A 25,346-nucleotide genomic window follows, 5' to 3' on the forward strand; every position below is an offset into this window, starting at 1 on the left:
CCTCGATGTCATCTCCAGCCACGATCTGACTGGAGCATTCCTTCAGCTTTTCCCCTTTACTGGTCCTCGACGGAAAATTCGATAGGAACAGTGAGAGAAACTGTCGCCCCTGCAATCTCCTCCGGCGGCGGCGGGAACGGTTCTGCACGCCGGACAACCGCCAGGGTTTCTTCATCCAGCAGTGCAAAACCACCACTTTTCCGGATTTTTGCAGACAAAACATGCCCACGCCGATCCATGACAAAGAACAGAATGGGCGTGCCTTCCTGATGCTGCGCCAGAGCTTCTGCCGGATAACGCTTGAAGCGTTCGAGACGCGCCAGAATATCGCCCTGCCAGGTCACGGGCGCGTTGCTGGAGTGACTCGCGTGAGAGGCAGACGCCGCGCTGCTGCTCTGGGAAGGCGTACTATCGGCAGCAGGCGGAGCGGTCATCTTATCAGCAACAGGAGCCTGCATCGGGACCGGTTTCACCGGCTGAGGCAGGCTCTTTGCTGTTTTCTTGTGAACCTTGACCTTCTCCACCTTTGGAACAGGCACGGGCGGATGCGGTGCCGGAGACGGCGGGGCATCCACCTGCTGAGGCGTATCCGGCTGCGGTTCCGGCGGCGTGACCATCTGCTGCGGCCCGGGATCAACCTCCTGCGGGGGAGCCGGTGCAGGTGTCGGCATGGGGGACATGTCAATCGCGATGGCAGGCGGGGGAGCTGCACTTGGTGCCGCAACCTGTGGCGGCGCATGCGTCACGGCCCACCAGAGTGCCACACCTGTCAGAACAGTCATGGCGGCACCAGACAGGCCCCAGACACGGACACTCCGCTGGTCTTCGGTCTGCTGATACGACTGATACCAGTCCCGGAAGGTCGTGGGGAGAGACGCGGGTGAAGAACTCACGGCCCTTCCCCAGCCTCCTGCCCCTGAAGCGTGACAAGCGCGACCTTAAGGAAACCAGCCTTCCGAAGCTGCCCCATCACATCCATCAGCGTTCCATAATCGACGGTTTTGTCCGCCCGCAGAAAAATGCGCTCTTCCTTGTTTCCCTTACTGGCTTTGCCGAGTGCATCAACGAGCTGATCCGAACTGACGGCATCTTCGCCCAGAGCCAGCGTATGGTCAGCCTTGACGGTCAGGAACACCGGTTCATCTGGGCGGGGAGCAGGCGTTTCAGTAGAAGATGGCAAATCAACCGGGATGTTGACCGTCGTCAGAGGTGCAGCAACCATGAAGATCACGAGCAGAACGAGCATGACGTCGATAAACGGCGTCACGTTGATTTCGTGAGCTTCCAGCACCGCCTCATCGGCATGACGAATATGAATAGCCATGCCTGCGATTACTCCGCGGCAGCCATGAAGCGGACGACATTGCCGCTTGCTGCAAGCGCCGTGCGGGCCAGATCACGGGAGACCAGACGCATCACAAGTGACGTCAGATCCGCGACGCAGGCGCGACAAGCCGCGGTCTGGCGGGCCAGATGGTTGTAAATCACAACGGCAGGGATAGCCGCGACCAGACCAAGCGCCGTGGCCAGCAGGGCCTCTGCGATACCAGGAGCAACAACGGCAAGGCTGGTCGCATGAGCAGCGGCAATGCCCGTGAAGGAGGACATGATGCCCCATACCGTTCCGAACAAGCCAATGAAGGGAGATGTCGCGCCAATCGTGGCGAGCACGCCGGTCCCTCTCATCAGGCGACGGCCTTCAGCAGCTTCCAGACGCTCAAGATGCAGGACAATCCGCTCCTTGATGCCGTCACGATCGGCAGGAATATCTTCCGAGCGGCGGCGCTCCGCTTCTGCGGCCAGCACCATGGCATGAGCGATACCCGCACCATCGCGCGTCCATTCTTCTCCCAGATGCAGTGTGTCTGCGTCTTCCAGCGCCGTTTCTGATTTTTTGAGCTGCGCCCGCAAGCGAACCAGCTCAACAGTTTTGGCAATGAAGATCGTCCATGTGACGACGGATGCCGCCGCCAGAAGCGTCATGACGCAGCGGACAACCGGCCCGGCGCCAAGAAACATCTGCCAGGGGGAGAAGGTAAGAGACATTACTGTGCCTGTCGGGGCGACACGCTGCGCCCTCCTGTCTCGGGGTTGAAACACGATGTCCTTGCAACAAACCGACAGTCGCCGCGCACAATCCGGGCAACACGTGCCACATGGATTGCACTAGTCTGCAAAGAGCTTTAAAGAACGATAATGAGAGTCATTCTTAATTACAAGCAAGATTCTCAGCCGCTTTGAAAAAAGCCCCAAGACCCGTCTTAGGAAGTCCACACCCATGCTGATCCACATTCCGAATGTCCTGTCTCCTGAAGAGGTACGCTATTGCCGCGACCAACTTGAGGCGGCGCAGTGGACAGATGGGCGTGTTACAGCGGGGGAGCAGTCTGCAAAGGCAAAGTTAAACCTTCAGATTCCGCAGGATTCAGATGTGTGCCGTGAGCTTGGAGAAATTATTCTGAGAGCTTTAGGGCGCAACCCAACTTTTAATAGCGCGGCCCTGCCCCTGCGGGTTTATCCACCACTTTTCAACCGATACGATACCGGAATGCATTTCAACGCACATGTTGATAATGCCATCCGCCCTATTCCAGGCGCTGGTTTCCGCATCCGGACGGACGTTTCCTCCACACTATTTCTGTCTTCCCCAGAAGATTACGACGGTGGAGAACTCGTCATTCAGGACACGTACGGCAATCAGAACGTCAAACTCCCCGCGGGCGACATGGTGGTCTATCCGTCTACCAGCCTGCACAGCGTTAACCGCATTACGCGCGGTAGCCGTTGGGCATCGTTCTTCTGGTCACAATCCATGATCCGCGACGATACAAAACGCGCTCTTATGTACGATTTTGACCGCTCCATCATCGAGACCCGTAAGGCGCTTCCCGATGATCACCCAGCAGTTCTGGGTCTGACCTCCACCTACCACAACCTTCTGCGGCAATGGGCTGAGCTTTAAGCTGGATTGCCCCGTTTCCTGAACGGGGCAATCCAGCGTTTATCAATGCTCGTGATGGTCGTGTTCTGATGGGCCATGCTGATGTCCATGGCCACCACTCTGAAACGCCATGGCCAGAACGTCATTCGTATTCTTGCCATTCGCTTCAGCAATCTGCGCAATTGACTGGTCTTCAGATGTCACCGTCAGGCCATGTGCAGAGAGCTTATGGGCTAGCATTCCCCCGTCCATATGCGCGAGTGGAGCGACCTGAGACAGGGGAGCCTGCGTCACCAAAGGTACCAGCATGAAAGCAACCTGCTTGTTGCCAGCATGGCCTGAGGACGATTGCGGCAAAAAGAAATAGGCTGTTGAAGCCAGTGCCACCAGAAGCGGAATGTAGAGTGTTCCGCGCCGAGCGTAATTGACGAGTGATGTCCAGTTCTTGATCAGATGCAGCGCGAACGGCACGAGCAGGACCATGCTCAGCCATTCATGCATCGGATGGAAAGCGCCGGGGCCCCAGTGGAAGAAAAGTGCCACCCCGGTAATGGCCGAAATCAGGAAAAATCCTGTCGTCAGTGGGGTTCCGTAACGGTTCATGAAAGTTCTGAACATTGAGCTTTCCAGAAAAGGACACACACGCCCTGTTAGAGAATGAAAAATTCAGCCGGGCAGAAAACGGCTGACTTCCAGCCCGGTCCCGACGGAGAGCGGAACACTCAAGATCCCCGGCTGTGAGCGAACGAATTCCTGGTAGCGCCGAGCGTCTTCACCGCCCGGAATAACCATATTATCCGCGACCAGAACGGCGCCTGACCGCAGATGCGGTATCAGGGCTTCAAGGCACGGCACATAGAGATTCTTCCAGAGATCTAGGAGGACGAAATCAATGCCGTCCTTCAACTCTGAAATCATCTCAACCGCATCCCCGATACGATACTCAATGTGCTCTTCCACACCGGCACGCGCAGCCATGTCTCTGGCGAAGGCAACCTTCTCCCGCTCCAGTTCCATGGTGATGACACGACCGCCCGTCCGGCGTGCCGCTTCCGCCAACCACAGGGTGGAATATCCAAAAGACGTTCCCAGTTCGAGGATCGTCGGCGCCTTGAGGTTGCGCGCCAGAATGTTGATCAGTTGCCCGGTCTGCGGACCTACCGCCATGAAACGCTCGGACGCGGGGCGGGAAATCCCGTCCGCATGCTCCTGCCGTTCTTTCAGGATCCGCTCATAATAGAGATCCAGAACAGCATTCAGTTTATCATCCATGAGTATGCTCCAGTACGGCCAGCTTGCCGTCGCGCACCGTGTAATCCTTCTGATTATCCGGCCCGATCAGGGAGTTGGCGTAACTGTCAAACGTCATTGGCAGGGCGACAGATGTCTTCACAGGATGGTAATTCGCAGCGGAATTCACATCGCCATGCCCCGTATAGCGGGCGATAAACGGGTAAGGATAAACCGGTCGACTGGCAGTGGGTGTACCATTGGGCCGGGCATATGGTTGACTGGGCATCGCCGCTGCATGGATCTGACCGCCCCCGGCTTTCCCTGTGCTTCCCGCCTTTCCCATGGGTATATCGGAGTGTGAGATTTTTTCCGTCAGGATCGCGCTTGGTGCAGTCCCGGTTTCCGTCCACGCCATCAGCGGAGACAGGAAGTCCACCTGCGGGAAGCCGTCACCATTTCCACAATGCCCGACACCCGGCAGCAGATAGAAACGCAGGAAACGGTCCGTCAGGGTACGTCCCATTTCCTTCTGCACACCCTGATAATAGGCAATCGTGTTGACGGGGGAAATCGACTGATCGGCCAGTCCATGCCAGAGGATCAGATGGCCGCCCCGGCGCTGAAACGGATGAAGATTCGTATTCTCGGCATTATAGAGCGGTGCCAGTTCGTTCATGACGTCGAACGTCGCATGATCGAACTGGAACTGCGTCAGATCCGTGGCCTTTTCGTTCACCTCTGGTGAAATGACATAGGCAATGGCAGACGCGGCAATTCCATTGCTCATACTCTCGCCCGTTGGGGACGAAGGCAGCGCCCACTGCGTTTCAGAACCGGGGAATGGCCCGTGCAGAATATAGGACCGTCCGGAAGCGTCCGTTGCACCACTATAGATCCGGAGGGCTGCCTGTGTTTCCTCTGCTGTCAGGCAATGGGACGTGTTGGCCTGACCGGCCGGACACCGCACCCAAGCAGGATCGAAATGACAGGCTCTCGGCTCTTCCAGAATACCGTCCGCAACTCCCGATAATGTCGGGCAGTGCTTAACAACCGCGTCGTGCAGGACAGAAACGCGATCCTGTAGCAGAGTGTTCGTGCCATCAGCACGCTGGTTCCCGCGGACATTCCACGCATGGTAGAATGAGTTCTGCACGGTGAAGAGTGCGGCCGGAGCGCCCGCAGAAATGCCGTCAAAATCATCTGGGAAACGCTGCGCCTCCATAAGCGCTTCGCGTCCGCCATCCGAACAGCCTACAAAATAGGAATACTTCGGAGCCTGCCCGTAAAACGCTTTCGTCAGTGCTTTGGCGGCGAGTGTTGTCAGATGATTGGCACGATATGCAAAATCGATCCGCTTCTGCGGGTCTTTGCCGAAGAAGCCCTGTTGTAATCCCATCATGGGACCAGTGTGACCCAGATCATCACCGGCCATAACAAATTCACCATTCAGAGCAGGAGCGCAGGCGCCAGCATTGCTGACACCGACGCGCGTCATGCCACACAGGCCACCGCAACCGCCCAGCAGAAACCGCTGCGTCCAGTGTTCCATGGGCAGGTCAACTTCGAAGGAAATGCTTGGCGCGATCTGCCCGGTAACCTTACAGAACTTACCTGTTGGCGTTTCCAGAACGACCGCAACCTGATGATCAACAGACGCGCCGACAAACGGTGCCAGATCCGTTTTTCCAAGTATTTCACACGATATGACAGGAGCAACCGGAGGCAAGCCTGCAATGGAAGCAGCCTTTGCAGACTGCACGATCCCCAGAGCGAGCATGATCGGAAATATCGCGGCCAGCAGGCTCCATATCGGACGTCGACAGTATTGGAAAACAGACCTCAAGACGCACGTCTCCATGAACAAGGTTTAAATAGCTCGATCATATGACATCGCTTGCCCGTCCCGCGCTGCGACAGAAGTGTATGAATTTGTAAGCCCAATGCAGACGCCGCTACTCCGCACATAATCTTTCGCCGGACGAAAGCTGATCGAATGTGGTGGAGACAATGCGGGGCGGCTCTTTCTGTACAAGCTGCCGGATGGCCTGTGCTTTCACGGCATGCAAAGCAGGATTTTCACAAAGCCCAATCAGACCAATAATAGCCTGGGAAACATCCGGGAAACCGGATTGCAAAGCCCTCTGGAAACAGGATACCGCAACAGGGACATCCTGCTGTGCCAGCGCAAGACGTGCGAGATTAAGGTCTGCCCAGCAGTCCCCCCCTTCCGATGCGGCCTGAAAGAAAACTTTCGCACCTTCCGGATCAGGCACCCCGCTGATGCCGTCTTCGTGCAAGAGCCCCAACATGTTGAGAGCTTTCACATTGCCTTTTTCGGCAGACGATACATAGAGCCGGTAGGCGCGCGCGCGGTTCTTTGGAACTCCGTCTCCCAGCAACAGAAGATCCGCCAGATTGAACATGGCCCACGTTTCTCCGCGGGCGGCGGCTGTCTCAAAATATGCGGCGGCCTGAGCAGGGTTACGCGGGACGCCCCACCCTCTTTCATACGCGCGACCAAGCATATTCACTGCTACCGGATGACCACTCCGTGCAGCCGCTTCAAAATATGGAAAAGCCTCGGCCAGCCATCCCCTGTCCACATGCATTTGACCCAAAAGTAATTGAGCCTGTACCTGCGGAGGGCAACTCACAACTGTCATTTCGTTTTCAAAATCTGGACCAACGGGCTGTCCGCACGACGCCATGATATTTCACCGATACTCACCATAAAAACCCTCCCGGCCAATGACCGGAAGGGCTGCAAACAGTTCTGTCTGAAGCTCGCCTCAGAAATTGAGGCCAAAGCTTCCCATGAACGTCCGCCCTGACATCGGAACAGCGCGGCTTGAGCTGAACGCTGAACCATAATTCAGATGGTTGGTCAGATTATTGGCATTAAACTGCACATGATAACGGCCGTAGTCGTAGGACACGATGCCGTTCAGAGAGAAGTTGTAAGGCATGCGTGCCGTATTGGCCTCGTTAGCCCAGTAGCCGGAGCTGTACTGTGCACCGCCGCCAGCCTTCAGCGTACCCTGCCCTGCTCTCAGCACCAGATGCGACAGGTTGTAGGTGCTCCAGACCGAGAACGTATTGTGCGGAAGCTGAGGCGCCTGATTGCCATACATCGTAGCGCTGTTCGTCACTTTGCCGCCCATATATGCGTAGGTGGCATAGATATCCCAGGCCTGCGTGATCTTGCCGGTCGCACTCAGTTCGACACCGCGGATCCGGCGGCCTGTTCCAGCATCCTGAAAACCCGTGATGATGCTGCCATCGTCATCATACGTGTAAGAGTTGTTCTGGTTGATCTGAAACAGAGCTCCCGTCACACCAAGGCGCTTGTTGAAGAAATCCAGCTTGCTTCCAACTTCAAACAGATCACTGCGCTGCGGCTTCAGATCACGACCGTTGACCGCAACATCGCCGACGCTGGCCTGATTGGTGATCTGGGAAGACACATCCGTTCCGACAGGCTTGTAAGAGCGAGAAAACGTGAAATAGACGGTCGCATCTTTGGTGATGTCATACATGATGCTGGCAGACGGACTGAACTTGTTGGAGCTCTGCGCCTGTGTGCCAGAAGAGGCAGCCGCAGCACTCCAGTACGTGCTTTTATAGCTATCCCAGCGGAACGTTCCGAAAATGGACAGTTTCTTGGTGAGGTGAATTTTATCAGCCAGAAACAGGCCAAGATCCCGGAAATCTGCGGTCCGATGCCCGCTGGATGGCCAGGTGATATATGTGCCCGGCGAAGAGTAGTACGGGTTCCGGATGGTCTGGTTGTTCGTCCGGTTCACATACGTGCCCATAATCCGATCGTCTTTGGTGTAGTTGATATCCACACCAGCCCGCAGATCATGCTTCAGGAACCACGTGTCAAATTTCGAACGCGTCATCATAACGTTCTGAATGCCCCAACCATCCTGCTGGTAAGCAGCACCGCCGCCTGCGCCGTAGGCCAGAGACGGATTTCCCCCGGCAAGAAAACTGGAAGCACACGTGCCAGAACAGGCACTGGGGTTAGTCGCTGCGTAATCACGATGATAATGGCTGAAACGCGTGTCGTTGCTGAGTGTCAGCCACTTCGCAATTTCAGTTGCGAATTTCGACGTAACCATGTGGATATTGGAATTATCCCGGTCAAAATTGCGCGTATATGTCGTGTTTCGGTTCAATCCATGTTCAGTAATTGGCGTGTACGTATTGCCGATCTGGATCATCGGCACACCGTAATCTGGTGTTCCGCGGCTTCCGAGCCACTGATAGTTCAGGTGATAGGTGGTTTTCGTTCCTAATCCGAAACCAAGATCAGCCGCCACGCCATAACGGTCTGACCGAACATTATTCCGGTCTGTCACGTCCTGCTTGTTGTACATGCCGTTCACGCGAAGAGCAGTATGTTTGCCAAGCTGGTAATTGACGTCTGCGGAACCGCGATACTGCATCCCGCTTCCGATGGACTGATCCAGGGCGTAATGATTTCCAAGATGCGCCTTTTTCAGCGTCTGGTTAATCACACCGCCCACGTTACCCGCACCGAAATACTCGCCACTCGGGCCTTTGACCACTTCAACACTTTCTGTGTTGAACGTGTCACGCACATAGGTGCCGAAATCCCGCAAACCATCTTCGTAAATGTCGCCGCGGGCCTGCTGGCCACGAATACGGAACTGATCGCCATTCAGGCCGCCATTCCCCTCACCGGTAGACATGGTGATGCCCGGAACATTGGCCAGGGCCTGATCCAGCGTGAACAGACGCTGCTGTTCGATCAACGCCTTGGGAACAACGCTGATGATCTGAGGCGTCTCCCGCACGGTATCCGGCATACGCCCGATATCGAGTGTGGTGTTGTTCGTATTGGTCTGTTCCGGCGCAGCCGTGTCGGTCTGTCCGTGAACCTTGACAGCAGGAAGACTGACGGAAGCCGCATCGTTGGCAGCCCCGGCATCCTGGGCGTCTGCTTCTCCGGTTTCCGTCACGCCCAGCCCGGCCCCCAGAGCCAGAAGAGCCAGTTTCTGCCATTTGACGGTGGAGGATTGACCTGCCTCGGTGGAAATCAGGCTATCTGTCAGAGATCGCGGGCTGAGATGTTCGTTTTTCGAAGGCATGAAACCACCTGAACTGATTGGCCGACAGCACACAGACGAAACAGTCGCCAGCCTTGATCATCCGGAACGATCCCGCCGCCATCACCGCATTCAAACGGACGGCTTATTCGGGAAATGCATTCCTCCAAGACCATGCACATCACATCTGCATGCCGAAACTGGCGCTATCTTCCCCAGAACGAGTGCGAATGCAAATGATTCTCAACAATAATATAAAATATTCTTCAAACACATCTCACACAGTGCGAATTCGCCACAGTTCCTGCCGCACGGCATGATGCACGGTTTCACGTAACCAACGATGCAACTGGTCCATGTCAACGCGTGGATGCCAGGCCTGAAAAGGCCGAACGGGCGGCAGTTCGAACGGAAATTCGAAGCTGTCCAACCCCATGCGTTCAAGCGGAAAACGCTCAATAACAGTTCTGGGCAAAGGCAGAATGAGATCAGTTTCGCCAATGGCCGCGATCAGAGAATGATAGGTCGGCACAACCATCGCAATCCGGCGTGACAACCCATAGCGTTCCTTCAAGATCGCATCGATCGGTCCGTTCGAGCGACCTTTTCTGGACACACTCACATGGTCATACGCGGCCAGAGACTGGGGCGTTATCTTGTCCTTCAGGATAGGATGGCCTTTCCGGACCAGCGCACTAAACGACGTTTCAAACAGGGTTTGTCGCATGATTTCCGGACTCAGTTCATCCGTCGCGCCAATATAAAGATCAATCTTGTTCCCCCGCAGAGCTTCGCTGGCCGTCCCTTCGGATTCCGGTGAGAACACGATCCGGCAGTCAGGGCACTCCTTTTGCAGCGCCTGAAGAATGGGGCGCCCGAACGCTCCCACCACAATATCATTCGCCCGAATGGTAAACTTCGGGGACATGGCTTTCAGGTTCAGCGTGGCGCCATCATTGAGAAGGTCATCCGCTTCCCGAACGAGCGTCTGCACACGATCCCGAATACGGTTCGCGAAGGCCGTCGCCACCATACGTCGCCCTGACATGACAAGAATCGGATCCCCAAACACGGTTCTCAAACGCGCGAGATGTCGGCTCATGGCGGGCTCACTCACCTTGAGACGGCGCGCCGCAAGGGAGACGCTCTGCTCCTCCACCAGCACCTGAAGGTAACGCAAGAGATCCAGATCATAACGGCGTCCGAGAGGCTGCTTGTCTGACATGCGACATCCTTCCTGCGTGTAACGGCAAACGTTCCTGTGAGCATAAACAGGAACGATGCGGTCCAACATACAGAAATGAAAGACTTCTCGCTCACCCTTCCGAAAAGTGGAATCCTCAGTTACCCGAAGTGAGGGTTTTCTGCGCCTGCGATGCCTCGATAGATGCGCTCAGACACCAAGAGAGCAGCTGATGGCATTACCTTCACCCACCGCAGCGCCACCCGCGCAACCGTCTTACATGCCGCCCTTCGGGATGCGCACCCTGATCGGGTGCCTTGGCATGTTGCTGGCCGTTCATGTTGCGGGTTTCAACGAACACATCACCGAAATCGGCCTGTCGGACATCCGTGGCGCGATGCATATCGGCCATGATGAAGGCACCTGGTTCATCTCGACCTACGAAGCCTTCAACATTGCCGCCATGGCCTTCACGCCATGGTTTTACATGACGTTCTCGATCTACCGTTTTTCGATCTTCATGACGGCAGTGCTTGCCCTGCTGTCCATTCCGCTGCCGTTCATGCCGGACATGATTTCCCTGTGTTTTCTGCGCGCGGCACAAGGCCTGAGCGCGGGATGTCTGCCGCCTGTCCTGATGACGGTCATGCTCAAATATCTGCCGCCGCCCATCAAGGTGTTTGGTATTGGGGGTTACGCCATGAGTGCGACCTTTGGCCCTAATCTGGGTGGCCCACTGGAAGCCTTATGGTTCGAGCATTTCGGCTGGCACTGGCTGTATTGGGAAGTCATCCCTCTCAGCGCGATAGCCATTGCCATGATGGCTTATGGCCTTCCCAAAGACCCCGTACACCTCGAACGTTTCATGAAGTTCAACTGGCGCGGGTTCTTCATTGGTGTGCCGTCCATTCTCTGTGTCGTGACGGTTCTCTATCAGGGGGACCGGCTGGACTGGTTCCGCTCTCCCATTATTTCCCATCTGACATTCTGGGGGGGCGCCCTGTTTCTGGGCTTCCTGTTCCACGAATGGCACCATCACACACCATTTTTCCGGCTCCAGTACTGGAAGAACCGTAACATTGCCATGTCGATGCTCACGCTTGTGGGTGTCCTGGTGATCTGTGGCCTCATGATGGAGGTTCCATCCACCTATCTGGCAGAAGTCCGGGGGTATCGCCCATCCCAGACGGCACCTATTGCGCTCATGGTTGCCTTGCCACAGCTCATCATGCTTCCGCTGACGGCGGCTCTTTGCAACATGCGTTCAGTGGACTGCCGCTATCTGCTCGGCATTGGCATGAGCTGCCTCGGACTGGCTGCATTCCTCGGAACGTGGCTCACACCGGACTGGGTACGGGATAATTTCTATCTTCTGCAGGGCCTCCAGATCGTGGGGCAGCCCATGGTGGTCATTCCCGTCCTGATGCTGGCCACGATGTCTCTCGGACCGGCAGATGGACCATTCATTTCCGGCATGGTGAATATGCTCAAAGGCATGGCAAACGCTGTTGCTGCCGCCTTGTTCGAAATCCTACTCAGACGGCGTGAGCAATACCATTCCAACATGCTGCTCGACCGTTCCGGCAACAATGCGACGGCATTGTCAGGCATGGGAAATCCGATCGAGAACGCCATCCAGAACAGCTCACCTGACAGTGCACATGTCTCACGCAATGCGCTGCAGATCTTCCACACCTACGTGCATGAACAGTCCGTCGTGCTTGCTCTGGCAGACATATACCTCGTGATTGCAGTGCTGTGCGCAGCTTACGTCGTTCTGGCCATTATCCTGCCAAAACGCGTTTATCCGCCCGGTAAAGGCCCGGCGCCCAAACCTGCACCCGCTCCCACCTCTGTTCCGGCGGCTCCCCTCTCCGCCCCCGCCCATTAAGATCCGGATCTCTCAGACATGATTTATGGAAAGCCTCTTCTTCTCGCCGGGTGTGCCGTCGTGGTGCTGGCCGGACTGGCCTGGAGCGCCGATCGCTTCTTCGTGGGTGATGGCGTGCACCAGAAAACCAATGATGCTTACGTCACAGCCGACTTTACAGCCGTCGCGCCGAAGGTGTCCGGCCGTATCGACCGCGTTCTGGCGGAAGACAACGAATACGTTCACGCGGGGAAAGAACTTGCCCACATCGAAGACGATGACTATCGCGCTGCGCTTGCAGCAGCCAAGGGCGATGTAGCCGCAGCCGAAGGCGAAGTTGGTAATCTACAGGCAGCCCTCGCACGGCAGGACAGCCTGATCGCCGCCGCATCCGATACCGTCAAAGCCGACGAGGCCAGCCTTGTCTTCGCCCAGCAGAATGCAACGCGCTACCACAATCTGTCTGCCGGGGGGGCCAGCACTCTGGAGCAGCAACAGGGCGCGGATGCCCGTCTTCGTGAAGCCATGGCTGCCATCGCGCGCGACAAAGCAGGCGTGGACAGCGCGAAACAACAAATTCCCGTTCTTCAGGCACAAATCCAGCGTGCTCAAGGCGCTCTCCTCAAGACACAGAGCACAGAACATCAGGCCGAACTCAATCTGTCTTATTGCACCATTCCTGCCCCGGTCGATGGCATCATCGGTGAGCGTGGCGTACGCGTGGGTGCCTATGTGCACCCTGGCACAGGCCTACTGGCTGTCGTGCCGGTACAAAAAGCCTATGTCCTCGCTAACTTCCAGGAAACCCAACTGACCAAAATGCAAACAGGCCAGCGGGCAACCATCTGGGTCGATACCTTCCCCGGTCATCCTCTCCATGCCCACGTGGACAGTCTGGCTCCTGCGACTGGCGTCGCCTTTGCAGCAATCCAGCCCGATAATGCAACGGGCAACTTTACGAAGGTGGTCCAGCGCGTACCGGTCAAACTCACATTCGATGCAGGTCAGCCTCTCGCGGCCAAGGTCCGTGTCGGCATGTCTGTTGAAGCGGAAGTCGATACAGCCTCACAGCCTGAGGGCCCCCACGCCCGCGACAACCGTTACGCCTGGCAGTGAGACACCCCATGCGCCTTTCTTTCTTCTCTCGGGTTACGGCCCTGCTATCCGTCACGGCCCTGACTGCGTGTACGGTCGGTCCGGACTATCACGCCCCACCAGATCACGCACCTGCGCAATATCATCAGAGCGTCACACCAGCCGCAGATCATCCGACGCAGGCTGCACTCGATCCACAATGGTGGCGTCTCTACAACGACCCGGTGCTGACACAGCTTGAAGCTGACGTGGCTCGCAACAACCTTGATCTGCGAACAGCAGCCCTGAATCTGGCTGAAAGCACCGCAGAACGACGGATTGCCAGTGCCGCACAAATGCCCCGCTTGGATGGAGCAGCGTCCTACGCACGGGAGCGCGCCAGCACCAACGGTATCCTTGGACTTCTGGGAACAACCGAGCAGGCCAGTCCCGGTGATATTGCCAGTGGTGCGCAGGGATTTGGGCCAGCCGCCGCTGATGGCGCGAAGGGCAATCCCTCGTTCAACCTTCCCCAGTACGGCTTGAGTGCCTCTTGGGAAGTTGATTTCTGGGGGCATGTCAGGCGGCAGGTTGAAGCCGCCACAGCGGCCATGCATGCAACGGAAGACATGCAGCGCAACGTGCTTGTCTCCCTCATGGCGGAGACCGCACAGGACTATATTGCGCTCCGCAATGTGCAGGCACAGATCGCCATTACCCAGCAGAGCATCGACATTGCCCATCATAGCGTGGACCTGACAACGCTGCGCTTTACACAGGGAACTGCCACCAAACTGGATGTCGCCTATTCCCGTGGACAGATGCACAGCTTCGAAGCCCGTCTGCCTCCTCTGAAAAGCCAGAGTGTGCATCTGATCAATGCCCTCAGTTTCCTTGTGGCACGTGAACCCGGTGCCTTGGCCAGCACACTGAACAAACCGGGCATTATTCCGCCCGTCCCAACCAACATTCCAACAGGCCTGCCCTCTCAGCTCGCGGACCGGAGACCGGATATTCGCGCGGCCAAAGAACGCCTGCATGCTGCAACGGCGAGTATCGGTGTGGCGATTGCAGACTTCTACCCGCGCATCACATTGTCTGGCAGCCTGGATATTCAGGCACTCCAGTTCAGCGGACTTGGATCATGGGCGTCGCGTCAGTACGGCTTTGGCCCGACCATGACATTGCCTCTCTTTGAGGGCGGCCGTCTGACAGGACAGTTGCACCTTCGCAAAGCCCAGCAGAAAGAAGCTGCCATTGCTCTGCAGCGTACAATCCTCCGCGCATGGGAGGAAATCGATGATGCCATGACGGACCTCAGTACAGCTCAGGATCGTCAGAAACGGCTTGAAGAAAGCGTTACCGAGAACGAAACGGCCGTTCACATTGCCCAGCTACAATACAGTCAGGGTGCGGGCGACTTCCTGAACGTTCTCACTGCACAAAATGCGCTTCTCGCAACACGCAGCGCCCTTTCCGAGGCCAGAGCAGGCGTTTCCGTTTCAATGACACATCTTTACCGCGCTCTAGGGGGCGGTTGGGAAGGCTCTCTTTAAGCACTCCGGATATTCCCAATCCGACATTCTGTCGTTCGGTGCCCCACCAGCCGGACGACAGATCTGACACCTTTTCGGTGCATCCTCTGCTGAGGATAAATTCAGCAAATCCATGAAATACCGTGCGCTAAAGCCCTTCTGTATTTCCCAGAAAGCTATTTCTGGCGAACAGAACGCTTTTGCCTTAACGCTTATGACCTGAAAAAAGGTCTTTTTGTGATATTATCTTTCAGATATACCCACACAAAAGAACGTTGTTAGTATTTTTTTAGTGTTTTCTCGCGACACTCGGATTTATGGTCAAGCGGGACAGGCTTAGTGAACACTTTTCAGGAACAGAATTTCGGAACTTATCTTGAATCACTTCAGGCATGGTCCGAAAGTTCTCACGATTCCTTTGTTCTCCATGCTCTTGATTGCTCGGCTATTGTTGCCGTAACGAATACTAAAGGAAAAATTCTTTCCGTTAATGAAAAATTCGTTGAAATCAGTGGCTATTCCAGGGCTGAACTGATTGGGCAAGATCATCGAATGCTTCATTCAGGCGTTCATGATTCTAATTTTTTCCAGAAGATGTACCGCACCATCGCGCAAGGTGGCGTTTGGCACGGTGAGATCTGCAATAAAAAGAAGAACGGAAAATTATACTGGGTCGATACGACTATTGTTCCCCGATGCAATGAAAAAGGGAAAGTCATCAACTATGTGGCAATCCGCTTTGACATCACCGCCCGTAAACGTGCCGAACAACGCCTGACAGCAAACCGGCTGAAACTGCAGGAAGCCGTCAACACTGACTTCCTGACCAATATCTCCAACCGCACATCATTTTCACAGTATCTGAAGGTCCTTTTCGCACAGGAACATCCGGACAATCGGCATTTCTGCCTGTGCCTGCTCGATATCGATACGTTCAAGATCATCAATGATACATCGGGCCATGAGTCCGGTGATCGCCTGCTTAAAAAAATTGCAGGTCGTCTGAAGACTTTTCAGTCGACTGACTGTTTCATTGCACGCATTGGTGGCGACGAATTTGCCATCATCATGGTGTCAAACGATCCACAGATCTTTGAAATCAAGCTTCAGAAAATTCTTGAGGCCATGCGATTTCGGTTTCGTAGCGGAAGTTTGACGCATCTGTGCAGCGCCAGTCTAGGATATGCCGTCTCAAAACTGAATGACAGTCGGAAACGCGAAATTCTACGCTGTGCAGACCTTGCACTTTATGAAGCCAAAGCAGACGGCCGCAATAGAATCAAAAAATATGCTCCCTTCATGAAAGAAAAAACGGAGCGTCGTTCCCGGCTACGGACAGCCATGCAAGCCGCTTTAAAAAAGAAGCAGTTCAAACTTTTCTATCAGCTTGTCCTCCCTTTAAATCAGGAACGCCCTCCCTCCTTCGAGGCTCTCTTACGGTGGGATCATCCAGAGCGCGGTCTTCTCAGCCCGCAATATTTTTATGATGCTTTCGACGATGCCGAGCTCAGTATTGCAATTGGGAATTTCGTGCTGCGACAAGCTCTCACGGACATCCGGTATCTGCTGCAACACAAGATTCCTTTTGACCGCATTTCCATCAACGTAACGTCAGATGATTTTCGGGATCATAATTTTACGGAACGGCTTTTCCGTGAAATGAAGAAATATGCTGTCCCGGCTGAAAAACTGACAATCGAGATCACGGAAAAAATTCTCTTCGGCCAGCACAACCAGCATATTCTGGATGAACTCAAGAAACTCAATCGCGCAGGCGTCCAGATTTCACTGGATGACTTCGGAACCGGATTTGCGTCTCTGACCCATCTCCGAACCGTGACGTTCGATCATATCAAGATCGACCGCGTCTTTACCTCAGGCGTTACGGAACGCGGCATCGATACGGCCATTATCCAAGGTGTTATCGATATTGTTCACAGCATGGACCGTGTTGTTGTAGCTGAAGGCGTAGAAACAGCTGAGCAAGCAGAAGAACTGCGCCTGATGGGATGTGACTTTTTGCAAGGCTGGCATTTTTCAAAAGCTGTTCCCTTGTCTCAAATCCCACACGTTCTGAACATGGACGGCCCACCCTGGATCAAAAGTGAATCAATCGTTCCTGAAATGGATGTTGCAGAATAGGCCTTTTCAGCCGCGTTCCATACAAAAACGGAGGCAAACTGCTTTCGCAGCTGCCCCCGTTCTTAACTCTGGATAGTTCCGACGGTTAGAACCGCTGATCAATACCGGTCAGAATTGTACGGCGCAGACCATACTGTGGCGCACCAACGCCAATTCCACTGCCATCACGCAGAAGATACGTCTTGTCGAACAGATTGGTGACGTCGAGACGAACCTGCGTCTGCTTCAGGAATGGAACGTGGAACAGATCCTTGAAAGACTGAACCAGCGACAGGTTGAACGTCGCATACTGCGGGACAGAAGCACCATTCGGCGTCGCCCCATCCGCTCTCAGGCCGCTTCCATAAACCATCGTTGCTGACAGACGCAGCGGATGACCAGTTCTGTAGAACGCCGTGTAGCTGGTCCCCGCAGAAGCCGTCCAACGCTGATCATGATCAAGATGGACCCAGTGCTTCTTGATATACGACAGATCTTCCGGATCGAAGTTCCATTCACCAGACACTACATCCTTGCCGATGGCGCGCGACCAGGAGAAGTTGCCGTAAACACTGAAGGCACCCCGTGTGTAGTCTGTGGAGAACTCGTACCCGTGGACCTGTCCGCGACGATAGTTGAACACAGACAGGATGACTGGGGAGCCGAACTGCCCTTCGTCGATCATGTTCTTCGCCAGCTTGACATAGGCATCAAACGACGCATGCCAGCCCGGTAGAATTGTCTGAGAAAAACCAGCGTCAAAGTAATGGTCGCGCTCAGCCTTGACCGTGCTGTTCTTGTAGTTGGCGGGCTGTGCAGAGGTGCCCGTATATTTGTACAGGGCCGTTCCGGTCACGAGTTCGAACGGCGGTGGCGTGAAGTAACGCGAATAGCCCGCGTGGAAGGTCCCACCATGCCAGGGCTTATAAACGATATTGATGCGCGGACTGACCTGCTTTGAATGGGTGTATTCATCCACACCGTCAAAGCGCAGACCGTAATTGATGGTCAGGTTCTTGATAGGGCGCCATTCATCCTGAGCGTACAGACCATACATCCAGCCAGTCCGGCCAGAACCATCATGAATATTGGTCGTATCGCCGGAGTAAACGGCATTGCCGTCATCATCTTCACCCGTCTGCGTATAAACGGTTGAATCAGACTTGGACGTATTACGCTCAACATAGACCTGATAACCGAAACGGACGGTATGGTTCTTCGCGGCCTGCCAGGTCGCATCCGTCTGGTTTCCGGTTGAGAAAACCGAGCGGGCTGCGCGCTGTGCAATACCGTTATAAACCAGATCGCCCAACGGATCAGGCGAGTAACGCAGGGAGCTGTATCGCAGCACGGCAGACGTCTGGAAGCTCAGGCGGCCCATGTCCTTCTGAAGGGACAGCATGCCGAAATCCGTGATTTCCTTCTGGTGCTCGCTCAGGCTGTTACTATCGCCGTTTCCATACTGGTTCTGGGACAGGGTGCTGCCCGTATAGGACGGATTGGCAAACTGGCGCTGCTGACCCGGATTGTTCGGGAGCTGGTACTCGGCATTCGAAACACCGGCGGTCAGGCTGATCCGGGTATTTTCATCAACCGTGTAACGGGCGTGACCGAGGAAGTGATACTGATTGGTCAGATCGTGGATCGCATTGAAGCTGGGGGTCGTGTTTTCAATGCCAACACGGTTGTGGACATAATCAGCCGTAGCGAACCAGTCCCACTTCCCCTTGTGACCACCATATTGCAGAGACGGGAAGAAATAGTCGCGCGCGCCACCGTAGATGGAGATGCTGCCGCCGGGATCGGAATAGCCGTTCTTGGTGTTGATATCGATCACACCGGCCTGAAGAAATCCGTACTCGCTGGGGAGCGCGCCCGTCGTCAGAGACATGGAATGTGCGAAGCGGGTCATCAGCGCCTGCCCGAAAACACTCATGCCTTCCGGTAGGGCAACGCCATCCAGACGGAACTGGACTTCGTTATGGTCGCCACGAACATGGATCTGTCCATAACTATCCTGCGCAACACCCGGAGCCTGAAGCAGAACGGACGTGAGCGGGGCATTGTCACCGCCCGGATTGGTCTCAATATCCTGACGGCTGAAATGATAGGTCGTAGCACCCGTGGAAGACTGGAGCGCATCGCGGGCACGTTCCAGATGGGCATTGACGACAATATTGTCTTCCCCTTGACGGCTCGTTTCCGTCACGGTCGTGCCGTGCTGGTCGTCAGAATGACCGAAGCTGGAACGGGACGTTTCCGTATCGGTTGTCGTGCCTGTCGTTGCGTCCTGAGCATATGCCGTACCACACAGGGCAGTCGTGCACCCAAGCAGCAGAATAAAAGATCGAGCAGACACAAAAGGCAGCATGTTGTCCTCAGAAGGCGAAGAAGGTTCTAAGTGCGACTCCTTATTATGTTATATCATAACAAATCAAGCAGAACTGGACCTTTTCCCTCCTGATTGTTGGCTCTGCAGTTCACGTGCGGTATAAAAGCCACAATTTCCCGTTCTTCCGCTCCCGGAGACCAGTGTCCCCATGTCGTTCCGCAGGGTTCTTCTTCTCGGAGCCAGTCTTGCTGGCCTCCCATCAGCCCTGTGGGCAGCGCCTGCCGTACAACAGTATGACAAGACACCCCGGCACACACACCCGAAGTCGGTTAATGCGCAGGCTGATGAGACGATCAAAGTCAGTGTCAAACGAACGGATTTTGCCTTCCAGGCCGCACAAAAACAGCCGGACGCAGACACGCGTCTGACTGCCGAGCGACTGATCGAACGTGGCGTTGTCACGTTACGGGATGTCGAACGCGTGGCCCCCAACCTGACGATCCAGTCCATTAACGGAACGGCTTCCACAAACTTCTACCTTCGCGGGGTCGGCTTCAACGATTTCACACAAAACAATATTCCGACCGTTCTAACCTATTTCGATGACGTGCCTTTTGCGTTCTCAACCATGGCCAGTGGCCTGATGTTCGATCTGGCAGATGCAACTGTCACTCCCGGCCCAGTCGGCACCATGCACGGACAGTCTGACACAGGCGGCGAGGTCCGCTTTCGGACAGCGGACCCAACAAGCACCTGGCACTATGGCGCGAGCGAAGACATTGCGTCCTACGCCCGTAGCCGGAGCGAAGCCTATGTGTCCGGCCCCTTGGCGAAAGGACTGGATTTCCGTCTTGCCGGTCAAACGCGACAGGGCGGTGGCTGGCAGACCAATCCTCTCACGGGCGCACATCTGGGGGACGCAGATTCCTGGGCCCTACGCGGCAAGCTCCGCTGGCGCCCCGATAGTCGCACGACCATCATGCTATCCGGTCATTTCGTGCAGGATAACAGCGAAGTCGTCACCGGCGTTCCGGTCTATCGCCTGATCGGCTCACAGAGCCTGCCCTCACTGGGACGACAGCAAGCTGAATGGTCTCTCAAGCCACAGTTCGCCGATTTGATCGGCCGACCTCGCAGCCTCAAACCAAGTGAGCACAACCAGTTCTGGGGTTTTGACCTGCATATGGACCGTGATCTCGGCTTTGCCAAAATCACGTCCATCAGCGCTTTCGAGACGGAACGCCAAGGGGAATATACGGATCAGGACGGCACATCTGCGTCACAGGCGGATACGTACAGAACGATCAGTGCGAACGCATTTACGCAGGAGTTGCGCCTGTCTTCAAACGACCCGAACAGTCGTTTGCAATGGGTTGTCGGAGCATTTTATCAGCGCAGCCGTATGAAACAGCGCTTCCTGTTCGATTACACAGACTACTCGGCCCGTGGCTATATGATGTCCACCAATTTTGGAATGAACCAGGAAAGTACGTCCGAGTTCGGTCACATCAGCTATCGTCTGCCGCATAACGTCACGCTGTTTGGGGGCCTACTGCACGAGATCGACGACCGCTCTCTGACGGGTCTGAAATCAGAAATTTTTGGTGGCTCGACACATATTTTCCAGCCTGAAAGCACTGCCTCGGCTCAGTTCGCAGGACAGGTCGGCGTGTCTTGGCAGATGTTGCAGAGCACGATGGTGTATTACAAGCTGAGCAAAGGTTTCAAACCTGGCGGGTTCAGCGCCAATAATACCCAGATCCAGGCGCAGCTCGATCCGTTTGGCCCGGAAACGGTCCTGACCCACGAAGTTGGCTTCAAAAGTGATCCAATCCCGGGAAAGCTCCGCCTGAATGGCGCGGCCTTCTATAATGATTTCCATGGACAGCAGGTTGTCGGGACCGTGATGATCCCGAATTACGGCCCACTCAGCGAGATCACCAATGTCCCCAAGTCCGAGAGCTGGGGCTTTGAGGGTACGGTGGAAATGCACCCGGTTCGGCATGTCTTTGTCACGCAGAACATTGGCTGGCAGCGTGGCAATTATCAGGATTTTCCGAACGTCAATCGGGCTGCCACAAACGCCTATTATGCCAAGACCGGTGTCTGGAAGGCCATTAACAATAACTTCGCTGGCGTTGATAACGGCCAGCCAAAACTCACCCTGAACGGACAGGCAGAGTGGCGGCAGGCACTGACTGACCATCTGGGACTGGATATTGGCCCGGATTGGTCTTATCGCGGCAGCCAGGCCATTGCCGTAGGAGGCACCGGCTTTTATCGCCTGCCTCCCTACTTCCTACTCGGCGCCCATGCGACCCTTCGCCCCTCATCCGGGCACTGGGAAGCAACGATTTACGCCTCCAACATTCTGAACCGCCAGTATTTCGAAAGCGGAGGAATGGCGACAACAACGTATTTCTACATTCCCGGCACACCACGTTTCATCGGCGGCCGCGTCTCCTGCGGCTTCTGAAACACGCCCCTATTGGCGCGTCCCAATCAGGCAGCGGGTCAAAGCCTTGAGGTCACGGATGTTGACTTCCGTGTCGATGCTCTTGTTCCACAGCGTATCCATGGCACGGAAGTGGATGGTGCTGAGAATGACATCCAGAACCGTATCCGCCGGATAGCAGAAAGCCTCTTCGTCTCGCTTCTTTGCGCGCTCAAGAAAGCGATGCATCTGCTGTCGGGCTGGCTCAATACTCACTTCGCGGAGCACAGTACCGAACTCCGGGTTATGCACGGCTTCACCCAGGAGCGTACCATATGTGCGGCCCAGAGGAGTTGCTAGGAAGCGAATACGCGCTTCGATCAACTGGTCGACGTCTCCCAGAAAGCTGCCCGTATCGATTTCAGGCGTGAGGCTGAACTTCCACTGACGGATGGCATCAAAGAACATGGCCTGCTTGGTAGGCCAGCGGCGATAGACCGTCGCGGTAGACACACCTGCCTGCTTGGCAACTTTTCCGATCGTGAGGCCCTGATAGCCCTCTTCCGTCAGGACCGTGGCAATCGCTGAAAGAATCGTATCCTTCAGCAGAAGATTGATAGGCCTGCCCGGTGAGCGACTGACCCTCATATCTGCCAGATGCGGCGGAAAAGCTTCCTTTACCGCTAAAGATGATGACTGGGACATGCCCTGCCTCCCTGATTGAATAAGGTCTTGCATCTAGCCTTAACGAAACCGAGAGGCTTTCCACAAGCCTTAAGATTGGTGCGTTTCTCCTAAAAAACACCCCTCATGAAATTGTGAGCAGTGAATGGTAAAGTTCAGGGCCAATCATTTCTGCCCAATTTGGACGGGATAGCGAAGTGGGGCCGATCTCTATATATATTTCTGTGAACACGAGCCGGACCCTGCGATCAGACGCATGACCTGTCTGCTCGACAATCCTGGAAACATTGGGAAGAGTAAAACATGGCTATCGTGCGAGTTGTGATGATGCAGCGGGATGAGGGCACTGCACTGGCGCGATGGATCACGCATTACGCCTGGCTCTTCGGCTTCGAAAACCTCACCATTCTTGATAACGGCTCAGTCGACCCGCAGACAATTTCCATTCTCGAAGCCGTCGAAAAACAGGGCGTCACGGTTCGCCGGGATTTGAACCAACCACATGATTTCCACCGCAAAGGCGGACATCTCACTCGCATCATTCAGGAGTGGGACCAAAATTACGAATATGATTTTGCCTTACCTGTCGATTGCGACGAACTTCTGGCCGTCTTTACCCATGAGGGAATCACTTTAGACAAAACCGCAATTCATGATGCTTTCGATGCTTTGAAAGGTACGGATTGCGCGCTCAGAATTGATACATCCCTTTTCAACGTTCCGGGCCGACCCGGCTGGTATGCGCCCGTCCGGCACTTCCACAAGGGGTTTGTATCTGCAAAAACAATCTCCATCTGTGATGACGGGCAACATGAGCCGCGCTCAGCGATCCGCGATGAGTTCAAGAGTACTGTTTTCACTTATCTGCATGACCATCACCTTCCCTATGCGGCCTGGAGAGATCGTCTGAAAAACAAGGTGACGGGGCTTGTTGATGCTGATGATGAGGCTGCTCTCCGCGCATACCTGACCAAACCTCATGCAGAAGGTGCTCATGCTGTTCAGGCTCTTCTGGTAACAGCCGAAGAATACACGCATCTGTATGATGACAGCGTGCGCGTTTTCATAGGGATTGGCTCAACAGAGCTCGCTTTCATTGAGGGGCCGGGACTAGCCACGACATTGTGGAACAGTGAGGCCTATCTTGCTGCCCATCGAGATGTAAGGCGCCACTACACAATCGGCCCGTTACAACATTATCTACGCGACGGCTTCAGGGAAAAGCGCGCTCTGACGGCATAGAGCCATTAGCGCTTACGGCGTTTTTAAAACGTCGGAGGCGTACACGAACTGATCACTTCGCAGGCTTCGTCACTGATACAGCGAAAGCGATGAGGCTTGCGACTGTCAAAGTAATAGGCGTCTCCCGGCCCAAGAATATGGGACTGGTTCTCCACCGTCACCTCCACCTGACCGCGAATGACAACGCCAGCCTCTTCACCGTCATGCGCATACGCGACACCGGTATCAGCCCCAGGATCATAACGCTCGTGCAGGACCTGGAGAGCGCGACCAAACAGGTTCCCGCCGATCTGCCGCAGAGAAATACCGCTCTGCCCAATTTCAGTTAAATCATCAGCCAGATAGAAGTATTTTTCCTGCCCTTCTGTTTCGAAACTGAAGAAATCGCCGAGTGTGACGGGAATACCGTCCAGAACACGTTTCAAAGTGCCGATTGAGGGGTTCATATCCCCCGACTCAATCAGGGAAATTGTGGAATTGGTGACACCGGTACGCTTGGCCAACTCACGCTGGGAAAGATTTTTTGCAACACGAACGAGCCGCAACCGCTGACCAACATCCGTCACCATTCATTCTCCCAATCGTCTGACCATTACATCTCAGTATGTCATAACGATTGAGGAATGGAACATGAAAAAAGCCCGATACACCAATGAGATGCTGGCAAATTACTTTTCCGGTGGCCTCGTTTTGACAGACGCGTTCAAAAACCCCTCACAGGTTTCTTTCAGCTCTTGCTGAAGCGTAGTATTTCCTGCCTGAAACGGGATAATTAATTTAATTATGAATGCCTCAGCACCACGTCACGAATGATGGACGTCACCAGAAATCCAATATTCAAATTCAGAAGGCAGTGAGACTCCGCCAGATCATATACGTAGCCACCACAAAGATCACACATGCAAAGAACGTAGTGAGGGTACCGCCGGCTCCCGCCAGGCGTCGGGCCGCTGAGGTCCCAAGCGTACTACCCACCACACCGCCAAAAACAAAAAGCGCGCCCATTGTCCAGTCAACGTACCCAGACAGCATGTAGCTGAGAGCAGTACTGGCCCCAAAAGCGGCGACGGCGACCAGAGACGTCCCTATTGCATTCAGAATGGGCATTCTCGTGCAGGCAACCAGCGAGGGCACAATAAGAAACCCACCGCCAATACCAAAGAAGCCCGACAGGAGCCCTGTGGCCGTTCCGCTGGCCATGACCTTGGGCATATTGTCGCGATTACAGGCAGCGCCCGCGATGCCAGGGTTCCGACGTCCCCTAAGCATCAGAATACCGACAACAATCATCAGGACTGCAAAGCAAAGCAGCAGTTTTTGCCCGTCAACAGCTTTACCTAGCGCAGCACCCACCAGTGCGCCGACAACACCAAAAGGCGCAAAAACTGCTGCGCACCGCCATTTGACGGTTTTCTGTCGCGCATGACTGACAAGTCCCGCCAGTGCGTTGACGGCAACAGCCATGGCGCTTGTCCCGATCGCAACATGAGGATTTTTTACCCCCACGACATAGACCATCAGCGGAACAGCCAAGATTGATCCGCCACCGCCAATCAGCCCCAGCGTAAAACCGATAATGACACCACAGAACAGCTCAAGCGCGATTTGCATCAGTCTGGCCG

20 protein-coding genes are annotated in these 25,346 nt (G+C 55.1%); 7 read left to right on the plus strand and 13 right to left on the minus strand.

Annotation, left to right across the window (positions count from 1 at the left end; all coding sequences use genetic code 11):
* Positions 1-56: 56 nt before the first annotated feature.
* The 3 genes from GCE01_RS03170 to exbB are packed head-to-tail and all read right to left on the minus strand — an operon-like array spanning position 57 to position 2,046.
* Positions 57-893 carry an energy transducer TonB gene (locus tag GCE01_RS03170; protein WP_099210853.1) on the minus strand — a complete coding sequence of 279 codons (837 nt, stop codon included), beginning with the start codon at positions 891-893 and terminating at the stop codon, positions 57-59.
* Positions 890-1,324 carry a TonB system transport protein ExbD gene (gene exbD / locus GCE01_RS03175; RefSeq protein ID WP_099210855.1) on the minus strand — a complete coding sequence of 145 codons (435 nt, stop codon included), beginning with the start codon at positions 1,322-1,324 and terminating at the stop codon, positions 890-892. The genes GCE01_RS03170 and exbD overlap by 4 nt, the downstream gene beginning before the upstream one ends.
* 8 nt (positions 1,325-1,332) lie before the next feature.
* Positions 1,333-2,046: a tonB-system energizer ExbB gene (exbB, locus tag GCE01_RS03180; protein ID WP_099210857.1), complete on the minus strand. Its 714-nt coding sequence runs from the start codon at positions 2,044-2,046 to the stop codon at positions 1,333-1,335.
* 232 nt (positions 2,047-2,278) lie between these two features.
* On the opposite strand from exbB, the gene GCE01_RS03185 reads away from it, so the two are divergent.
* The gene (locus tag GCE01_RS03185) at positions 2,279-2,962 is read left to right on the plus strand and encodes a Fe2+-dependent dioxygenase (RefSeq protein ID WP_099210859.1); all 684 of its coding nucleotides are present in this window, start codon (positions 2,279-2,281) and stop codon (positions 2,960-2,962) included.
* A gap of 42 nt (positions 2,963-3,004) precedes the next feature.
* Here the strand turns inward: GCE01_RS03185 and GCE01_RS03190 are convergent, their stop codons facing one another.
* The 6 genes from GCE01_RS03190 to GCE01_RS03215 form a co-directional block, all read right to left on the minus strand.
* On the minus strand, positions 3,005-3,559 hold the full coding sequence (locus GCE01_RS03190; RefSeq protein ID WP_174694775.1) for a DUF4405 domain-containing protein: 555 nt from the start codon (positions 3,557-3,559) through the stop codon (positions 3,005-3,007).
* 48 nt (positions 3,560-3,607) lie between these two features.
* Positions 3,608-4,213 (minus strand): O-methyltransferase, encoded by a 606-nt coding sequence (locus GCE01_RS03195; RefSeq protein WP_099210861.1) that lies wholly within the window; start codon positions 4,211-4,213, stop codon positions 3,608-3,610.
* Positions 4,206-6,017: a tannase/feruloyl esterase family alpha/beta hydrolase gene (locus tag GCE01_RS03200; protein ID WP_244591061.1), complete on the minus strand. Its 1,812-nt coding sequence runs from the start codon at positions 6,015-6,017 to the stop codon at positions 4,206-4,208. Before GCE01_RS03200 ends, GCE01_RS03195 begins: the two co-directional genes overlap by 8 nt.
* 109 nt (positions 6,018-6,126) lie before the next feature.
* A complete protein-coding gene (locus GCE01_RS03205; RefSeq protein ID WP_099210865.1) occupies positions 6,127-6,882 on the minus strand; it encodes a tetratricopeptide repeat protein in 756 nt (251 codons plus the stop codon).
* Positions 6,883-6,963: 81 nt separating this feature from the next.
* Complete coding sequence (locus GCE01_RS03210) at positions 6,964-9,291, minus strand: TonB-dependent receptor (protein ID WP_174694776.1); 2,328 nt, start codon at positions 9,289-9,291, stop codon at positions 6,964-6,966.
* Positions 9,292-9,526: 235 nt separating this feature from the next.
* Positions 9,527-10,474: a LysR substrate-binding domain-containing protein gene (locus GCE01_RS03215; protein WP_099210867.1), complete on the minus strand. Its 948-nt coding sequence runs from the start codon at positions 10,472-10,474 to the stop codon at positions 9,527-9,529.
* A 190-nt stretch (positions 10,475-10,664) separates the two neighbouring features.
* Here GCE01_RS03215 and GCE01_RS03220 point away from each other — a divergent pair, with 190 nt between their 5' ends.
* From GCE01_RS03220 to GCE01_RS03235, 4 genes are all read left to right on the plus strand, one after another.
* Entirely contained in the window at positions 10,665-12,323 is a 1,659-nt protein-coding gene (locus tag GCE01_RS03220) for an MFS transporter (protein ID WP_099210869.1), read from the plus strand.
* 18 nt (positions 12,324-12,341) lie between these two features.
* Positions 12,342-13,418, plus strand: a complete 1,077-nt coding sequence (locus GCE01_RS03225) for an HlyD family secretion protein (protein ID WP_099210871.1) — start codon at positions 12,342-12,344, stop codon at positions 13,416-13,418.
* Between the two features lie 8 nt (positions 13,419-13,426).
* Entirely contained in the window at positions 13,427-14,932 is a 1,506-nt protein-coding gene (locus tag GCE01_RS03230) for an efflux transporter outer membrane subunit (protein ID WP_099210873.1), read from the plus strand.
* Between the two features lie 318 nt (positions 14,933-15,250).
* Positions 15,251-17,053: a sensor domain-containing protein gene (locus tag GCE01_RS03235; RefSeq protein WP_099210875.1), complete on the plus strand. Its 1,803-nt coding sequence runs from the start codon at positions 15,251-15,253 to the stop codon at positions 17,051-17,053.
* An 85-nt stretch (positions 17,054-17,138) separates the two neighbouring features.
* Here GCE01_RS03235 and GCE01_RS03240 read toward each other — a convergent pair whose 3' ends face one another.
* Positions 17,139-19,403: a TonB-dependent receptor gene (locus GCE01_RS03240; protein WP_086633769.1), complete on the minus strand. Its 2,265-nt coding sequence runs from the start codon at positions 19,401-19,403 to the stop codon at positions 17,139-17,141.
* 169 nt (positions 19,404-19,572) lie between these two features.
* On the opposite strand from GCE01_RS03240, the gene GCE01_RS03245 reads away from it, so the two are divergent.
* Complete coding sequence (locus GCE01_RS03245; protein WP_099210877.1) at positions 19,573-21,840, plus strand: TonB-dependent receptor; 2,268 nt, start codon at positions 19,573-19,575, stop codon at positions 21,838-21,840.
* Between the two features lie 9 nt (positions 21,841-21,849).
* Here GCE01_RS03245 and GCE01_RS03250 read toward each other — a convergent pair whose 3' ends face one another.
* Positions 21,850-22,503 (minus strand): TetR/AcrR family transcriptional regulator, encoded by a 654-nt coding sequence (locus GCE01_RS03250; protein ID WP_167386102.1) that lies wholly within the window; start codon positions 22,501-22,503, stop codon positions 21,850-21,852.
* 282 nt (positions 22,504-22,785) lie between these two features.
* Between GCE01_RS03250 and GCE01_RS03255 the strand changes: the two genes are divergently transcribed.
* Positions 22,786-23,724 (plus strand): glycosyltransferase family 2 protein, encoded by a 939-nt coding sequence (locus GCE01_RS03255; RefSeq protein WP_099210879.1) that lies wholly within the window; start codon positions 22,786-22,788, stop codon positions 23,722-23,724.
* Between the two features lie 23 nt (positions 23,725-23,747).
* On the opposite strand, the gene GCE01_RS03260 is transcribed toward GCE01_RS03255, so the two are convergent.
* Both GCE01_RS03260 and GCE01_RS03265 read right to left on the minus strand, forming a co-directional pair.
* Positions 23,748-24,293 (minus strand): cupin domain-containing protein, encoded by a 546-nt coding sequence (locus GCE01_RS03260; protein WP_064273653.1) that lies wholly within the window; start codon positions 24,291-24,293, stop codon positions 23,748-23,750.
* 274 nt (positions 24,294-24,567) lie between these two features.
* On the minus strand, positions 24,568-25,335 hold the full coding sequence (locus GCE01_RS03265) for a sulfite exporter TauE/SafE family protein (RefSeq protein WP_099210881.1): 768 nt from the start codon (positions 25,333-25,335) through the stop codon (positions 24,568-24,570).
* Positions 25,336-25,346: the final 11 nt, after the last annotated feature.

The organism is Gluconobacter cerinus (assembly GCF_002723935.1).
Lineage (GTDB): Bacteria > Pseudomonadota > Alphaproteobacteria > Acetobacterales > Acetobacteraceae > Gluconobacter > Gluconobacter cerinus.

Excerpts from the sequence above, each read along its gene's own strand:
- GCE01_RS03205 (WP_099210865.1), bottom strand. The coding sequence starts at position 6,882 with ATGGCGTCGTGCGGACAGCCCGTTGGTCCAGATTTTGAAAACGAAATG.
- GCE01_RS03215 (WP_099210867.1), bottom strand. The coding sequence starts at position 10,474 with ATGTCAGACAAGCAGCCTCTCGGACGCCGTTATGATCTGGATCTCTTG.
- exbD (WP_099210855.1), bottom strand. The coding sequence starts at position 1,324 with ATGGCTATTCATATTCGTCATGCCGATGAGGCGGTGCTGGAAGCTCAC.
- GCE01_RS03195 (WP_099210861.1), bottom strand. The coding sequence starts at position 4,213 with ATGGATGATAAACTGAATGCTGTTCTGGATCTCTATTATGAGCGGATC.
- GCE01_RS03210 (WP_174694776.1), bottom strand. The coding sequence starts at position 9,291 with ATGCCTTCGAAAAACGAACATCTCAGCCCGCGATCTCTGACAGATAGC.
- GCE01_RS03220 (WP_099210869.1), top strand. The coding sequence starts at position 10,665 with ATGGCATTACCTTCACCCACCGCAGCGCCACCCGCGCAACCGTCTTAC.
- exbB (WP_099210857.1), bottom strand. The coding sequence starts at position 2,046 with ATGTCTCTTACCTTCTCCCCCTGGCAGATGTTTCTTGGCGCCGGGCCG.
- GCE01_RS03225 (WP_099210871.1), top strand. The coding sequence starts at position 12,342 with ATGATTTATGGAAAGCCTCTTCTTCTCGCCGGGTGTGCCGTCGTGGTG.
- GCE01_RS03185 (WP_099210859.1), top strand. The coding sequence starts at position 2,279 with ATGCTGATCCACATTCCGAATGTCCTGTCTCCTGAAGAGGTACGCTAT.
- GCE01_RS03250 (WP_167386102.1), bottom strand. The coding sequence starts at position 22,503 with ATGTCCCAGTCATCATCTTTAGCGGTAAAGGAAGCTTTTCCGCCGCAT.
- GCE01_RS03255 (WP_099210879.1), top strand. The coding sequence starts at position 22,786 with ATGGCTATCGTGCGAGTTGTGATGATGCAGCGGGATGAGGGCACTGCA.
- GCE01_RS03230 (WP_099210873.1), top strand. The coding sequence starts at position 13,427 with ATGCGCCTTTCTTTCTTCTCTCGGGTTACGGCCCTGCTATCCGTCACG.
- GCE01_RS03260 (WP_064273653.1), bottom strand. The coding sequence starts at position 24,293 with ATGGTGACGGATGTTGGTCAGCGGTTGCGGCTCGTTCGTGTTGCAAAA.
- GCE01_RS03190 (WP_174694775.1), bottom strand. The coding sequence starts at position 3,559 with ATGTTCAGAACTTTCATGAACCGTTACGGAACCCCACTGACGACAGGA.
- GCE01_RS03265 (WP_099210881.1), bottom strand. The coding sequence starts at position 25,335 with ATGCAAATCGCGCTTGAGCTGTTCTGTGGTGTCATTATCGGTTTTACG.
- GCE01_RS03240 (WP_086633769.1), bottom strand. The coding sequence starts at position 19,403 with ATGCTGCCTTTTGTGTCTGCTCGATCTTTTATTCTGCTGCTTGGGTGC.
- GCE01_RS03245 (WP_099210877.1), top strand. The coding sequence starts at position 19,573 with ATGTCGTTCCGCAGGGTTCTTCTTCTCGGAGCCAGTCTTGCTGGCCTC.